The 15,930-nt window shown below is 50.3% G+C and carries 13 protein-coding genes; 9 read left to right on the top strand and 4 right to left on the bottom strand.

Annotated elements, in window-relative coordinates; genetic code table 11:
• Nucleotides 1–77 precede the first annotated feature (77 nt).
• From F1381_RS16900 to F1381_RS16885, 4 genes are all read left to right on the top strand, one after another.
• On the top strand, nucleotides 78–986 hold the full coding sequence (locus tag F1381_RS16900; RefSeq protein ID WP_151736024.1) for a helix-turn-helix transcriptional regulator: 909 nt from the start codon (nucleotides 78–80) through the stop codon (nucleotides 984–986).
• Nucleotides 987–1,253: 267 nt separating this feature from the next.
• Nucleotides 1,254–1,463 (top strand): helix-turn-helix transcriptional regulator, encoded by a 210-nt coding sequence (locus tag F1381_RS16895; protein ID WP_151736023.1) that lies wholly within the window; start codon nucleotides 1,254–1,256, stop codon nucleotides 1,461–1,463.
• The gene (locus tag F1381_RS16890; protein ID WP_151736022.1) at nucleotides 1,463–1,903 is read left to right on the top strand and encodes a hypothetical protein; all 441 of its coding nucleotides are present in this window, start codon (nucleotides 1,463–1,465) and stop codon (nucleotides 1,901–1,903) included. The genes F1381_RS16895 and F1381_RS16890 overlap by 1 nt, the downstream gene beginning before the upstream one ends.
• 274 nt (nucleotides 1,904–2,177) lie before the next feature.
• Nucleotides 2,178–4,241, top strand: a complete 2,064-nt coding sequence (locus F1381_RS16885; RefSeq protein WP_187355397.1) for a beta-galactosidase — start codon at nucleotides 2,178–2,180, stop codon at nucleotides 4,239–4,241.
• A 132-nt stretch (nucleotides 4,242–4,373) separates the two neighbouring features.
• On the opposite strand, the gene F1381_RS16880 is transcribed toward F1381_RS16885, so the two are convergent.
• Nucleotides 4,374–5,258, bottom strand: coding sequence for a helix-turn-helix domain-containing protein (locus tag F1381_RS16880; RefSeq protein WP_151736020.1), 885 nt, complete (start codon nucleotides 5,256–5,258; stop codon nucleotides 4,374–4,376).
• Nucleotides 5,259–5,432: 174 nt separating this feature from the next.
• Here F1381_RS16880 and F1381_RS16875 point away from each other — a divergent pair, with 174 nt between their 5' ends.
• Complete coding sequence (locus F1381_RS16875) at nucleotides 5,433–7,502, top strand: beta-galactosidase (protein WP_151736019.1); 2,070 nt, start codon at nucleotides 5,433–5,435, stop codon at nucleotides 7,500–7,502.
• Between the two features lie 75 nt (nucleotides 7,503–7,577).
• Here F1381_RS16875 and F1381_RS28370 read toward each other — a convergent pair whose 3' ends face one another.
• Entirely contained in the window at nucleotides 7,578–8,615 is a 1,038-nt protein-coding gene (locus F1381_RS28370; RefSeq protein WP_187355396.1) for a helix-turn-helix domain-containing protein, read from the bottom strand.
• A gap of 347 nt (nucleotides 8,616–8,962) precedes the next feature.
• On the opposite strand from F1381_RS28370, the gene F1381_RS16865 reads away from it, so the two are divergent.
• A complete protein-coding gene (locus F1381_RS16865; protein ID WP_151736018.1) occupies nucleotides 8,963–10,384 on the top strand; it encodes an RNA polymerase sigma factor in 1,422 nt (473 codons plus the stop codon).
• 26 nt (nucleotides 10,385–10,410) lie between these two features.
• On the opposite strand, the gene F1381_RS16860 is transcribed toward F1381_RS16865, so the two are convergent.
• Together F1381_RS16860 and F1381_RS16855 are read right to left on the bottom strand one after the other, a co-directional pair.
• Nucleotides 10,411–11,193, bottom strand: coding sequence for an HD-GYP domain-containing protein (locus F1381_RS16860; protein WP_187355395.1), 783 nt, complete (start codon nucleotides 11,191–11,193; stop codon nucleotides 10,411–10,413).
• Nucleotides 11,194–11,241: 48 nt separating this feature from the next.
• Nucleotides 11,242–11,451: a hypothetical protein gene (locus tag F1381_RS16855; RefSeq protein ID WP_151736016.1), complete on the bottom strand. Its 210-nt coding sequence runs from the start codon at nucleotides 11,449–11,451 to the stop codon at nucleotides 11,242–11,244.
• 289 nt (nucleotides 11,452–11,740) lie between these two features.
• Here F1381_RS16855 and F1381_RS16850 point away from each other — a divergent pair, with 289 nt between their 5' ends.
• Genes F1381_RS16850 through F1381_RS16840 form a run of 3 tightly spaced genes read left to right on the top strand, consistent with a single transcriptional unit; the run spans nucleotide 11,741 to nucleotide 15,650 of the window.
• Nucleotides 11,741–13,255 (top strand): spore germination protein, encoded by a 1,515-nt coding sequence (locus F1381_RS16850; RefSeq protein ID WP_151736015.1) that lies wholly within the window; start codon nucleotides 11,741–11,743, stop codon nucleotides 13,253–13,255.
• 28 nt (nucleotides 13,256–13,283) lie between these two features.
• Entirely contained in the window at nucleotides 13,284–14,543 is a 1,260-nt protein-coding gene (locus F1381_RS16845; protein WP_151736014.1) for a Ger(x)C family spore germination protein, read from the top strand.
• A complete protein-coding gene (locus F1381_RS16840; RefSeq protein ID WP_151736013.1) occupies nucleotides 14,544–15,650 on the top strand; it encodes a GerAB/ArcD/ProY family transporter in 1,107 nt (368 codons plus the stop codon).
• Nucleotides 15,651–15,930 lie beyond the last annotated feature (280 nt).

Raw genomic sequence — 15,930 nt, 5'->3', positions numbered from 1 at the left:
GCTATAATAGGTGACAATTAGATTGTCACCATTAGCGGCTCGCAGATATTATTTTTGACGCAAAAGAGGGTGGTTCCATGAATAAAATAGAGCGGTTAATCTCCATTGTCATGATCCTGCTGCAGAAGAATATTGTATCAACTACTGAATTCTCGCAGTTATTAAACGTGTCTAAGAGAACGATCATACGCGACATGGAAACGCTCAGCTTGGCCAATATCCCCATCTATGCGCTACACGGCGTTCACGGCGGCTATGGCATTATGGATGAATATAAGATCGATAAACGGCTCCTGAGCAGCAAGGATCTGGAGAATATTCTGACCGCACTTGGCGGATTGGGACAACTTCTGGTTAGTGAGGATGTAGCGCTGACGATTAAAAAGATCGAATCGATGGTTGGCTCAGGCGCCGGGAAAAGCTCTGTTCATCTGTCTTTCTATAATTGGGATGGCCGTACGGAGATGATCCCTTATCTGAAAATGTGCCAGGAGGCCATCATGCAGACGAAGCTACTTGCCTTCGATTATGTGGACCGGGGCGGCTCCCTGACGAACAGGCAGGTCGAGCCGTACCAGCTTCATTTTAGTGAAATGAGCTGGTATCTGCGGGGGTTCTGCGTAGACCGGATGGACTACCGGACGTTTAAACTGTCCCGGATGGAGAAGCTTCAGATGACTCCCCGGACCTTTGTCCCCAGAGAGGCGGATGAGCTGCCCGTTCAGCAGCATTACGAGCCGGAGCTGGTCACCGTTAAGGCTTTGGTTGCGCACAGCATAAAGGAGCAGTTTGTGGAAAGATTCGGGCATAAAAGCATTCAGCCTTATGATTCCGGGCGTTCGGAAGTGTTCATTGAGGTTCCGCAGGATCGGTACGGATTTCAGTTCCTGGCCGGGTTCGGAACAAATCTGGAAATTATAGGGCCGCAATCCTATGCCGATGATTTCCGGATGTTTCTCGAAGACCTGATTAGGCTGTATACGTAAGTCGGGGAGCCGGCATATCATCAGCTGCGCAATCATCTCCTTCAATTGGTAAATTGAAGGACCCTGATAGAAACCTTCCGTTCGTTGTATGGTAACTCCATTCAACGAACGGAAGGTTTTTGATGTGGTCACATACCGCAGGGATTCAGTTTTTGACCATGTATTAGTGCAAAATAAACTTTGCAAAACTTGCAAAGCTTGCTTGACATAAAATGCTAAGTAAACTATGCTGATTATGCAAAGTAAACGTTGCAAGGGAGTGATCGCTTGAAGACAAGAATTGCCGAGCTGCGCAAGCAGCATAAGCTGTCGCAGGAGGAGCTGGGCTTAGCCGTGGGTGTTACCCGGCAGACGATTACCTCACTGGAGGTGGGGAAATATACGGCATCCCTGGTGCTTGCTTATAAGATCGCGAAGTATTTCGGTCTGACGATTGAGGATGTTTTCGATTTCAGCGAAGTGGAGGAGGAGATGTAATGGAGAAATATAAGGTAAGTCTCAGGAACCGCACGAACGCACTGTCACTGGTGGCCGCTGCCACGCTGCTCATCTATGTAGGGCTTTTGATGTTCCGCGGGGGGCTGCCCGAGCTGCCCAGCTTTATTAAAGGGTTTCATATCGGTGCGTTTATCGGCGTAGAGGTGTTCGTGGTTTCTTATCTTGCCAAGTACATGAGAGCATCCAAAAGCGATACGGAGCTGAAGAAGCTGTACATTAAGGAAAACGACGAGCGCAGCAGTCAGATTCTCCTGAGTGCCGGGTCGCTCAGTATGAGCGTAATTCTTGTGGGGCTGGCCATTGCCGCCATTGTCGCCGGTTTCTTTAATTCTCTGGTCTTCTATACCTTATTGGCTGCGCTGCTGTTTATCCTGGTTATATTTTTTGCCCTGATGGTTTACTTTTCGAGGAAGCTTTAGGTGCTGTGGTACAAGACGGTTCACTCATACCAATCCTGCCTGTTGCCAACTGATTACGTACACCGGGTCCGGTGCAGGGATTATCGCATCATAGCAGCACGCCGGTACCCGTCAGGCCGCCCCGCCAGGCGCCGGGCAAGAACATAATCCATGCTTAGCCGAATATCATCAATTGGCTTGTACTCCGGCTTGCGTTACATTGGGGATACCCGCAGTGGGAGAAGGAATGGTACACTGGGGAATGAACTATCGAAACCGGAGAGGAAGACTGCCTATGTACAAGTTCAAGGACTATAAGCAGCCCGAAATGCTGACCCATCATTTAAATCTCGGAGGAGAAAATCCGGCGGGTGAGAAAATCGATGTAACGAGCCTATATATAACGCGCGGCGGCGCGCCATGGATTCCGGTGATGGGGGAATTCCATTATTCACGGTATGACAGAGCGTGTTGGTACGACGAGCTTTGTAAAATGAAAGCAGGCGGCATTACGCTGGTCTCCACTTATGTATTCTGGATTTACCACGAGGAAATCGAAGGGGTATTCGACTTTACCGGCGACAACGATCTGCGCGCCTTCATTCTCGAATGCGCAAGGGCGGGACTTGAGGTTGTGCTGCGGATTGGCCCGTGGGCGCACGGTGAATGCCGGAACGGGGGATACCCGGATTGGCTGCTTGATAAACCGTACAAGCTGCGCGAGAATAATCCGGAATACCTGGACAAAGTCCACATTCTGTATGAGAAGATCTCCGGGCAGGTAGAAGGACTCTTCTATAAGGATGGAGGCAATATCGTTGCCGTCCAGCTGGAGAATGAGCTGACGAATGATGCCGAGCATCTGGCCGCCCTCAAAGAGCTGGCGATCGCCTGCGGAATGATTGCCCCCATCTACACCGTTACGGGCTGGAATGCCGTCACCGGTGCCAAGATTCCTGTCGATGAAGTGGTGCCTGTATTTGGCGGGTACTGTGAAGCGCCCTGGGAGGACCACCTGAATCCGCTTCCGCCGTCTCCCCATTATTTCTTTACCGGCATGCGCAACGATACAGGGATAGGGGCGGACCTTCTTCCGCAGAGCACCGATGAAGACGGAGACTGGCAGCTCCCGTATGAACGCTATCCCTTCGCGACCTGCGAACTGGGCGGTGGACTGCAGGTGACCCATCACCGGAGGCCTATCATCAGCGGCATGGATATTTACGCCATCTCACTGGTGAAGCTCGGGGACGGCAATAACCTGATCGGCTACTATATGTACCATGGCGGAACGAATCAGATCGGCAAGCTGTCCACGTTCCAGGAGTCGAAGGCCACGGGCTATCCGAACGACTATCCGATTCTGTCTTATGATTTTCAGACCGCCTTGTCGGAGTACGGCGAGGTGCGGGAGCAGTACAGGCTGCTGAATCTGCTGCACTTGTTTGTACAGGATTTCGGACAGGCTCTTGCCCCGATGGCCAGAATAGAGGCCGAGGATGCCGTGAAACGGGAGGATACGGATTCTCTCCGGTATGTGATGCGCACCGACGGTCAAAGCGGGTTTGTCTTTGTCAACCATTATCAGCGTCTTTCCAAACTGGAGAATATCCGGGGGGCCGTAATCAATACGGGGACCGTTACTTTCCCGCCGATTGACATATGCGGGGAGATCAGCTTCTTTATGCCGTTCCGGATGAATCTGTCGGGGAAAGTACTGAAATATGCAACAACTCAGCCGCTGTGCAGACAGGGAGATACGTATTTCTTCGCGCAGATTCCCGGCATAGCCGCAGAATATCAATGGGAAGACGGAACGGTGTTTAAACCGGAAGCGGGACTTGAATCGGCCTTGCAGGCAGACGGTGTTACCATTGTCACGCTCACTTGGGAACAGGCGAAGTATGTACGCCGGCTGGATGGCGCAATTTATGCAGGCGACGCCTGCGATCTGTACAAGCGGGAGGGCCAGATGTGTTCCGTGGAAGACGGAGACTTCGGCTATTGGATTTGGGATGGCGGGAAATTCGCAGCGCAGTCCGTTCAGCAGCCGTTCATCGAGCCGGTCGCCACGTTCGAAGAGGTGGAGCAGCCTCCGTTCGAACCGGCATATGCCGGGGAGCTCCACATCGGCGGGGAGCGCAAGCTGACCTGGAAACAGATCACGGTTACAGGCTCGCAAGGCTTTGTGAACATTGATTACTATGGCGACGCAGCCCAGATTTATGCGGACGGAGAACTGATTGCAGACAGCTATTATTACGGGGAAGTATGGCGTGTGCCGGCCAGGCTGCTGAACGGTAAGCAGTGTTACCTGGTGTTCTCGGAAATGCGCGACGATTTCTACAGGGAGTTTTGAGATAGTTGATAAGAAGGAACTCGTTTATACTCATCCAAAGACTTCGGGGCTATTCGCCTCGAAGTCTTCAATTTATTCAGGGTAAAACCAACCGGCATCTGAACGGCTCAGGAAAGCACAAATGCCCGGAAATTATTCCTCCGGAATGAAGGATCCATTGGCCGAGGAACCGTAAGCCTTATGTATATCACGAAATTCCAATGGCGTCATTCCTGCGAATGCCCGGAAACACTTGCCAAAGTAGCTGCTTTGGGAGAAGCCGGTCTCCATGGATATTCTCTTGATCGAAAGGTTTGTGGAAGATAACAGCTGCTTGGCCCGGAGTAGCCTGGATTCCAGTACGAAATCGGAAAATGAGATTCCAAACAATTGATTGAATTTCCGGCTGAAGTAGTGTGTGCTGTAGCCTGCAATAGCCGCTGCCTGTTCCAGAGAGAGACGGTCTTTACAGTGTGCACGCACATAATTGGCGGCTGTCCGTATTTTCTCGTCGGTCTGATTGGCTGGAATATTTAACTGGCTCGCCGATAATTGAAGTCTGATTAAGAGCTCGTATAGGGCAGCGGCTACTTCAAATTCATCATCTACTTTATATGTCCTGCCCAGTTGCAGCAGTCTTTCAATACTATTATCGAATGGAACCATATCAGCCAGGCGGAACAGCCAGGGTTCATCCAGACCCTTTCCATCCAGAAATTCTTCAAGCCCTCCCCCATAAAAATGCACCCAGCGGATATCCCAAGGCTCAGATTCATCGGATTGATAGGTCTGCCTCAAGCCGGGACCATACAGAAATCCCTGCCCTTTCGCTAATTCAAAAGTCTTGCCTTCATAATATAAAGCACCTTTACCGTCAAGCACTATATGTAAATTGTAGTAACGGTCCAAGTGATTCTCTCGGGTAGCGTACTCCCGGTTTACACGGTGTTCAGGGTATTCATTGTAGCCTCCGATGAAATCCGGAAAGCAAATATGCCGCTGAAAGCGCGGTTTCGGAAAGAATATATGCTCCTTCATAAGACACCTCTTAACACAAAATAATAATATAGCACTATGAGAAGTATACCTGCTGTCATTAATAGATACATGTGATTGGACAAGATATTAATATACTTCGCATCATATTGTCATTCTATTATTTCCGGGCCTCCACTACAATGGAATTATCAAGAATAGGAGGCAACAGAAATCATGAATAATTCAATCCAAATGGATCAGCTGACTTTAGGTGTCTGTTATTATCCGGAGCATTGGCCGGAAGAGCTGTGGGAAGATGATTTTCGGCGGATGCGGGACATGAATATTTCAGTTATTCGAATGGCTGAGTTTTCCTGGGCAATGCTTGAGCCGGTGGAGGGTACATTTGAATTTCAGTTCTTTAACAAAGTCATGGACCTGGCACATAAATATGGAATAAAGGTGATCCTGGGCACTCCGACGGCCACGCCGCCGGCCTGGTTGACGCATAAATATCCTGAGGTCTTAAATGCCAATGCAGAGGGCGTATTGTACAGACATGGCATGCGGCGCCACTACAACTACAGCAGTCCCAAATACCGGGAGCTCTGTACACGGATTGTAACGAATATGGTACAAGCCTATAAGGATCACCCTGCGCTTATCGGCTGGCAGATTGACAATGAGCTTAACTGTGAGATCAATGTATTTTATGCAGAGGCTGATCATATTGCATTCAGGGAGTGGTTAAAGGAACGTTATGGCTCGCTGGATAGCCTTAATAAGGCTTGGGGAACGGTGTTCTGGAGCCAAACCTACAGTGATTGGGAGCAGGTGTTTTTAACCCGGCCTACGACCGCTGATTCGCCCAATCCGCACCTCGCTTTGGACGAGAAAAGATTCATTTCGGCCAATGCGATATCCTTTGCCAAGGTTCAATCCGATATTATCCGGGCATTCGCTCCCCGTCATTGGATTACTCATAACGGAACATTTGGTCACTTGGACAGTCATGAATTAACGGACAAGCATCTGGATTTCTTCTCCTACGATTCTTATCCGCAGTTCTCTACCATCTCCCCGAGTACCGAGGACCATCCGCTCCTGGATCGTGCCTGGAGTATGAACCTGTCCAATACCAGATCGATATCACCTAATTTTTGCGTGATGGAGCAACAGTCAGGTCCCGGAGGATGGGTAAACCGCATTGATATGGGTACACCCAGACCGGGCCAAATCCGCTTATGGTCCTATCAGTCCGTGCTTCACGGTACCGATCTGCTGGTCTACTTCAGATGGCGCACGGCAACCTTTGGCACCGAAATGTACTGGCATGGTATAAATGACTATCATAACCAGCCGAACAGACGGGTTCGTGAGGTTGCACAGGTCGGTGAGGAGTTCTCCAAAGTTGGCAGTCTGATTGCAGGGACGGTCTATCAGGCTGAAATTGCAATCATGCAGGATTATGACAATACTTGGGATGGTGAACTGGATAAATGGCATGGACCGCTTCAGTGGCAAAGTGTGCGTTCGTGGTACAAGCAGCTTCAGTATAAACATATTCCTGCAGATTTGATTACCTTGAGAGCAGAGAACCTACTGGAGGATTTATTAAAATATAAGGTGATTGTTTATCCACATGCTGCAATAATGACAGATGAAACAGCGGCGTTGTTGACAGAATATGTTGAAGCTGGAGGCAAGCTGATCCTGGGCGCACGAACCGGGTATAAAGATCCAAATGGGCATTGTTACATGCGCCCTTTTCCTGGCCCTGTGGCTGAGCTGTGCGGAATTACCATTGAAGATTTCACCTTGATTAAAGGGATTATCGCACCAGCTGAATTGAGCTGGAAAGGCAAAGGGGTATTGTCTCCGGGAACAGCTGCTGTAGGTTTCAATGAAGTCATCAGCGTAGTAAGTAAAGATGTGGAGGTTATGGCGGAGTATGCTTCGGAGTACTACAGCGGGAAGCCGGCTTTAACCAGAAGAGCAGTGGGCCAGGGTGAGGTATGGTATTATGGTGCTGCCTTCAATGAACCGGTAGTGGACGCAGTGATTGAAGAAATCCAGCTGAAATCACCGGTGGACGAATGGCTGACTGCTCCGGCAGAAGTAGAAGCGGGAATCCGTGCCCTTAATGGAGCCTCCTATCTCTTCTTGTTGAATTATTCCAATAAACCGGCACAGCTTGAATTTAAAAAAACAGCTGCCGATCTATTAACAGGGGATCGGCTTGAGGGAACGTTTGACATGCCGCCATATGGTGTTCTGATCATAGATACATCAGCAGTTGGCTGATATGAGTGGTTTATCCGTTGTTAAGAAGCCAGTCGCCTGCATAGGCGGCTGGCTTCTTTGACTTTCTACCCGTACTTATTGATGCAGCAATATTTCTAGATCATTAATTTCCTCTTTGAATGCATCAACAGTTTTGCCCTCTGTAATATGCCAATCCTTCTCCAGCAGTGAAAGGATTTCTTCAAGCGTTTCAATCGCTTTATCGTACTTCTCTTGTATTTTGTAAATGTGAACCCTTGCTATTAATGCATCTGAATATTTTGGATGCGGCTGCAGTTCATAGCCCTTGTTGTAGTATTCAATTGCTTCGTCATATCTGCACAGTTTAGCTGCGCAGTCTCCTCTGGAAGACCACGCCAGCCATTCATCGGCATACAAATCTGTCATCTGTTCCCAAAGCAATAGGGCCTGGGCAAGCTCCCCCTCTTCCTTACAGATCAGTCCCCCATAGAGTGGATACAAATACCCTGGATGTATACGATTTAACTGTTCCAAAATGGCTTTAGCCTCAGTGCTTCTGCCGTCTGCAAGCAAGTAGTTCAAGAGCCATACATAAGCTTGCCAATAATCAGGATGACTTTGCACAAAATGGGTGTAATACTCGATCAGGTTATGGTTATTAGAGAAGTTCCAGTCCAATATGGCACCATTCTCTGCATCACGTAATGCATTATGGTTCCGTTTGCTGTCAGGATTGGATTTCAGTGCTTCCTTGGCGTAATGGGAGGCGATTTCCCGGTGCTCTTCTAAATGTTGAAGGTGCAGTTCGGCCAGCAAGGTGAGAGAATGGCTTTTTTTAGCTTCCTCCTTTAACTTTTCTTTAAGAAATTGTTCGGCATAGGTGAAATCCTCAGTGGTTATAAATTGCTCCGTATTCAACATATTTTCAATCCGCGCGAAATGGGTATCATCGGTTAAAGCAAACAGCTCATCAATTGTGACGCCGAATATGACGGACAGGCTCGGCAGCAGCTGAATATCGGGCAGGGATACATTATTCTCCCACTTGGAGACGGCTTGGGACGACATGTTCAGTTTTGCAGCAAGTTGTTCCTGAGTTAGTCCCTTCTGTAATCGCAGAGCTCTGATCTTATTCCCGATTTCTATATTCATTTGGACAACCTCCGGTATTGGTAGTAGCGACTAGTCAACTACATATTACATTTGGCCGGAAGTTTGCTCAATGACCGCTTGGTTAAGTGAATGAGCCTGACGGTTACATGGCCTGGACTGCACAATCCACACTTTGGTTGTTCTTTTCTCACCAAATGAGAAATGGTGGCAGATCAGCTGCTTGTAGTATTGTTTTTACAGAAGGTAAAATAGAAACCCTAAGAAGATTCATCCTGTAGCTTTGAAATGATAACCACGCAAAATTTCCACCCTGATCTGCCCAACCTTTTTCGCTTTCGTTGCAGTATTTAATAGAGTGCCATCCGGGAAGAGGGAGCTTTCAATTCATGGATAAACAACATGCAGACCGTGTCATCAAGGCGTATATGAAGCCGCTGTACGGATTTGCGCTGAATAAGACGGGCAATATTGCCGAAGCCGAGGAGCTGGCGGGAAGAATAACGCTGGAGGTGTACCGGACGCTGCTCAAGAAGAGCGAGGTTTTTGATTTGAACAGCTACGTGTTTAAGATCGCGCATTATGTGTGGGCAAAATACGCCGGTGAGAGAGTGAAGGCGGCCAATCATTTGCGGATAGAAGACTATGAGCTGATGTCCAGAGATGAGGGCTTCGACGAAATCATCCGACAGGAAACAGCCAGCGCATTGCGGCGGGAAATCGCCTTCCTATCTCACCAGCAACGGGAAATCGTAGTGAAATACTATTACGATGGCCTGGGAACAGCGATCAGACAAAATATCGCTTATGCCGCCTATCACAAGCTGCTAACGGTTCAGGAAATGGCTGAAGAATTGGGGGTTCCGCCTGTCTTTATCGGGGATGAGATTGCCATACTGGAGAAATACGGATTCCTGGAACCACTACCGGGCGGTAAATATCGTACGAATATGTACATTGAGGATCCCTCTCAAGGGAAAATCGAAGCACTGCACCGTTTGTTTGCAGAGTATGCGGAAATCGCTGCCGAGCAATATTTCAGACCATTCTTTGCGCAGGAGGAGGTGTTCCGGGAGACCGGTGTCTATATTCCTGGCGGCGACTTTAATATGCTGTTATGGAGCCTCATTCCGTATGCCGGTAACCGCTTGAACTTCAAAGAATTGGGCAAAGTGAGTCATTCAGAGGTTGCAGTCAGCCGGATAGATGGCGGCTATTATGCTGCTCACGCAACAATCGACAGACCGCTTAACGTCAGCTTTAACCGTGCTGAATATTATTTTTGCGGTGACATGTACCGTGATTCCGATGAATTCATGCTGAAGGCATGGCAAGCCGATACCCGGTGGTGCGGCAGGCAGTACGGCTGGAGAGACAACTGGAGTTCGGATTTCATCTATCTGATGCAAGTGATCAACGGGAGTCTGCCGCAAAACGATGCGAATATTGATATCTACCGCCGTCTATTTGACAAGCAATATTTGCTCCGTACCGGATCCGGTCTTGAAGTGAACATCGTCTATTGCAAAGATAAGCAAACCGGGGAACGTCTGCAAGCGAATATCCCGCAACCCTCAGAACGGGTCAAAGCGGCTGCAATGAAACTGGATCAGGAGGTCTACCGCTTGAATCTCGAAGGCCAGCCGGAGCATGCGCGTAAGTATGTACGTTACTGGTCGCAGAACAGTATGGCATCGGGAGCCATGCGTGCCTACATCCTTAAATATTTAGTCGACACGAATATGCTGAAGGTGCCTGACCCCCACCGGCAAAAAGGGGCCTCCACTCTCATGTTCATGAATCAAAGCTAGAGCAGGTACATCAATAAGAAGTCTTCTTACCCAATAATTTGTGTGATATGAAGGTTATGTATTTTCTGAAGATCGATACATTCCTGATTATCCAGGACAACGAGCGGCCTTGCGGGGTAATTCACATTGGTCAGCAGAATCTTTCCTTTACGCTCATCCGACAGCAGCACCTCACAGCCTATCTGTCTGGCAAGAAGCATATCGAGCAGGGTCAGCCCAATACCAGAGTCGAACCGGTTCTGAATGATCTGCTTATGTATTTCCGCAATGACTTCAAAAGTAGGAAGGGCGGCCCGGTAAGGGCGTTCAGAAGTCAAGGCTACATATACATCGGCCAATGCAACGATTTTGCTCAATGGATCGATCCGGTCTCCCTTTAGGCCGTGCGGATATCCGCTGCCGTCCTCCCGCTCATGATGCTGCAGGGCTACCAAGGCAACCCGGGGGTCCACATCCGAATGCTGCAAAAGCTCGGAACCAAAAACGGTATGCTGCTTCATGATCGCATATTCATGGGAATCCAGCCGCCCGGTCTTACTGAGGATGGAGGAGGGGAGCTTCACCATGCCGATGTCATAGAGCGTGGCTGCTGTGGCCAGCAGGGTCTGCTCCTGCTGTGTTAACCCCAGCAGTTTACCAAGCGAGGCGGCGATAACGGCTACCCCGATACAGTGCTTGTGCCGGTAATCACCCTGATCTTTCAGCGCGGAGAACACCTGAAACAAATTATATCTTCTGGCGGTTTCTTCAATGAAAGGAAGTACCTTGCCCTCAACTTCGGCAATGGGGATAACCCCGCTCTGCTGCACGAAGCTGTTAATGTCGTTCAGATGCTTTTCGGCCTGCTTTATACGGGGCTACACAGGCTCCGGAACAGCATTGTTCGCTCCGGAGCTGTTGTTAGCGACAGCTTGAATCTCGTCCGTGCGGATGTTAAAGTTGGCCAGTTTTTCGATGTGGCTTTCCAGAAGAATGGTATCTTTAGAGATTAATAAAACACCCGTGGCGTCATAAATATTATTCAGTAAGCGTTTACCGGTAAATGATCGGTAATAGTCAGTCACCATCTTAAGTCATACCTCCCAACATATCATTTGTTAGTTACCAGGAGAATTATTGCGGGCATGCAGGTGTCTGACTTGCTAGTTATAAATTAATAACGGCAAGAAATATGGCCAGGATTAGATGGAACATAAAAGTTGATTCTTAAGCATTAAGCATAAGACTCTATACGCAATCGTTGCGAAAGCCTGCAAATATGTCTGTTGGCCTTTCCGGCCTAGATTGCGGCAGCTATGGCTGTTAGAATGCATAATTTCCCCAGCTGCGGCAAATACCAACATTAGGGGGTGCCGCATGGAACAACAGACAACAACAGCGGGCAAGCAAATGCAGCCGGAACTGCTGCAGCCGGAGCTTGCGGTTAACATCGGGCGGATGCAGCAGGAATTTCAGAATTGCTCAGATATTATGTACCGGAGCTGCAGCATTGGCGGCGTGGACCGGGCAACACTGATTTATGTGGACGGCATGTGCGACACCCGTGCATTGGATGAATTTGTACTGCGGCCGCTGCAGGAGTACCTCCGTCATGATCCGCTCGTGGACGAACACCGGGATGCGGAGCTCCAAGGGATCTTTATACCTACGCTGAAGCTCCGTGCTGTATATGATGCCCAGGAAGTCATCAAGGGCGTGCTGTGCGGTGAAACGGCAGTGCTCATCGAGGGGAATAACTTTGCGCTGCTGGCCGACCTGGTCAAGCTGGAGCAGCGTTCGATTGAGGAACCCACCTCGGAGAAGGTCGTCCGCGGCCCGCGGGATGCGTTCATGGAATCGCTGCGGACCAATACCACCATGCTCCGCCGGCGCATCCGTTCCTCCAAGCTGAAGCTGGAGAGCATGACACTGGGCAGATTGACCGAAACGGCGATTGTAATTGGCTACATGGAGGGCATTGTTAAAGACAGCCTCGTGCAGGAAGTGAAATCCCGGCTGCAAAAGATTGATATCGACGGAATTATCCATTCCAGCAATATCGAGGAATATATTGAGGATAAAGCGTTCTCTCCTTTCCCGCAAATCCAGAACACGGAGCGGCCCGATGTGGCAGTCTCCAGCCTGCTGGAAGGCAAGGTTATTATTATCACGGACAATACACCGTTTGTGCTCATTCTGCCGATGACGTACTGGTCCGGCCTGCAGGCGGTAGACGATTATACCGACCGGTTCATTTACGCTACCTTTGTGCGCTGGATCCGCTATACCTTTGTACATATTTCCCTCTTGCTGCCTTCGCTGTATGTGGCCCTCACCACCTACCATCTGCAGGTCATTCCGACGCCGCTTGTGGTCAGCATTGCTTCGGCCAGGGAGGGCGTGCCGCTGCCGGCTGTTGCGGAGGCTCTCATTATGGAATTTATTTTTGAAGGCTTGCGTGAGGCCGGTATCCGGCTGCCCCAGCAGGTAGGGCCTGCGGTCAGCATTGCGGGCGCGCTTGTGATCGGGCAAGCGGTCGTGGCAGCGGGAATCATCTCCACGCCGATGGTCATTATCGTGTCCCTGACGGGAATTGCGTCCTTTGCTTTCCCGCTCTATAATCTGGGGACGGCCTACCGGATGATGCGTTTTCCCCTGCTGATTATCGCCGGCATTCTCGGTTTTTATGGAATTGTGTTATTTCTGATCCTGCTTTCGGTGCATATGGTTACGCTTAAGCCCTTCGGCGTGCCTTATATGGCGCCTTATGCGCCGCGCTCCATCGGCAATCTGAATGATGTGCTGGTGCGTGCACCCAAATACAGAATGCGCAAGCTGCTGCCTTGGCTGACAGACGGCAAAACCGAGAGGTTCCCCAAACGCGGCGGATAATCTTACAGGCGGGAAGGGGAAACGGCTTATGGTCAGAAAAATAGGGCTCATACTTCTCGTCTTCCCGCTGGCCCTGACCGGTTGCTGGGACCGCCAGGAACTGAACGACCAGGCGATTATCCTGGGCTGGGGCATGGATCTGATGGAGAACGGCAGCTATCTGGCGACGGCCAACCTGGTCTTGCCGCTGGCCTCGCAAACCGGGGGGCAGCAGGGTGGTGAGCAGGGAGGCCGGTCCGGCTTCATGACGGAAAGCGCCTATGGCCGCAATAACAGGGATGCCCAGCAGAACATGCAGAGAAAGTTGTCCCGGGTGCTCTTCCCGGGGCACCGCCGGAATATTTTTATCGGGGAGAAGCTGGCGGAGCAGGGGGTATTCTCCATCATGGACGAGTATGGCAGAAGCCCGCTGATGCGTCCGCGGACGAATATATTTGTCGTCAGGGAAGGGACCGCGCAGGAGGCGATGAGCCTGGCTTACCAGCTGGAGACCAACCCGGCAATCGCCGTGCAGAAAATCCAGGAAAAGAGCGGGGCGTCCATCAGCCGCTCCCTGCTCGATTTCTACATCTCGGCCAACGGCACCGGGTGCGGAGTTATGCCGGCCCTTATCCTATTGCCGCCTGAAGTCAAGCTAGACAAAAAGAGCAAGAACGACAGCCCGCCGCAAACCACGCTCGGGTTATACGGAGCCGCTGTGTTCAATAACCGCCTGAAGCTGGCGGGATATTTGAAGTTTGATGAATACTGGGTCAGGCTCTGGATGACCAACCGGCTGAGCCAGCGGGCTTTTACTACAATCGTGAATGCCGTGGATGCGGATCAGCCGGGGGGAGGGGCTGCAGATGCCCTTTCCGGAGCAACCAAGGGACAGACGGTAACGGTCAACGTTGATAACTTCAAGAGCCATATTACACCTGGATTTGATGGTGACCGGCCAAGCTTTCGCATATTGCTGGAGGGCAAAGGGTTTATTGAAGAGAATGATTCGCCGCTAAACCTCTCCCAGCCCGGGAATGTACAGAAGGTGGAGGATCGGATGAATCAGTACCTGGAAGAGAAGGTAGAAAGAGTCGTCGCGAAGGTGCAGAAGGAGTTCAAGAGCGATATCTTTGGCCTCGGGGATACTATACACCGCCGTCATCCGTACCGCTGGAAGAAGCTGGCCTCCGATTGGGAAACCCTTTTTCCGGAAGTAGAGCTGGACATCAAGGTGAAGCTGAATATAACAGGAACGGGCATTACCGCAGAATCCCTGCTGCCCACCCGGGACGGCGGTGAGAAATAGATGAAGATCAGCAACCGGCAGCTATTCTGGATCATCATGATGCTGGAGATTGGAATCAACCTGCTGGTCTCGATGACGCCGACCATCCTGAGGGCGAAGCAGGACGCCTGGATTTCATTTATTGTGGCCGGAGTCCTGGCGCTGGCCATTACTTATATCGCCGCCAAGCTTAGCTCCCGGTATCCCAAGCAGACCCTGGTAGGACTGAGTACGGCTATACTGGGGAAATGGGCCGGCAGGCTGATCGTCATTCCTTTTGTTCTGCAATGGTTCTGGGTGATGGGCCTGATTCTGCGGGACGAGTACCTGTTTATCCGCTTAAGTGTCCTTTATAAAACACCTGCCTGGGTAATTATCGGAACCATGATTGCAGTAGTGTTATATACGGTGCATCATGGCGGAATTGAAGCAATCGGCAGAGTCAGCGAGCTCTGGGGCCCGATTCTGATGGTTATCCTGGCCTTGACCTTTGGCTTGACCTTCAATAATCTCGACTGGACCCTGTTGCTGCCTGTATATGCAGATACGGGCCCCGGGGCCATTATGAACGGCGCGTTTGCACCGCTCTCGCTGCTTGGCGAAGCTGTCCTGCTCCTGATGCTGTTCCCCTTCGCGGAGAAGCCAGGAAAGGGAACGCGCAAGGCGCTGCTGCTGGGTGTAGCGATCTCTGGGGTCGTGCTGCTGCTGGGCGTGCTGTGGATCATCATGACCTTCGGACCTGCTGTCGGCGGGCGGCTGCAGTTCCCCTTCTTTGAGATGGTCAAGCTGGTCTATCTGATGGAGTTTATTCAGAATATGGATATCTTTGTGATGGCAATCTGGCTGGTCTGCATCTTCGTCAAATTATCCATCATGATGTTCATCACCAGCTATGGAATTGCCGAATGGACCGGGAAGACAGGCAGCTGGAAGAAGATGCTCTGGATCGTAGCTCCGGTGACGTTCATCCTCACGATGATCGTTATTACATTGAATCCCCCAGCCGGCCACCTGCTGAAAGGGGTCTGGATCCGTTACGTGCTGCCTGTGAATATGGTGGCGATTCCGCTGCTCCTGCTGGGAGTTTCCTGGGTTAGGGGCAGGGGGAGGGGGAAGGGGAAGCAATAGTGGGGATACAATGGCCAATAGTCTGTGATTCCGCTACAAGCTTTCTTCAGAAATTTAGGTGGAAAATCGCCAACTAAATTTCACCTGTATGGATGTGAATGCAAAGCTAAATTGATAATCGCCACTTAATCTCAACGAAAATTAAAGATTGCACCAATATGGTCCGAATTAAGTGGCGATAATCCACTAGCGTTGCATAAAAGCTGACATTAGCCAAATGGTATAAATTAACTGTCCATAAATAGAAAAAACTCTATTGTAAGAAGGTAGGCACGTTGTC

This window comes from Paenibacillus tengchongensis, assembly GCF_008973665.1.
Classification (GTDB): domain Bacteria; phylum Bacillota; class Bacilli; order Paenibacillales; family Paenibacillaceae; genus Paenibacillus_AQ; species Paenibacillus_AQ tengchongensis.
This window is presented reverse-complemented; position numbering and strand designations above follow the sequence as displayed.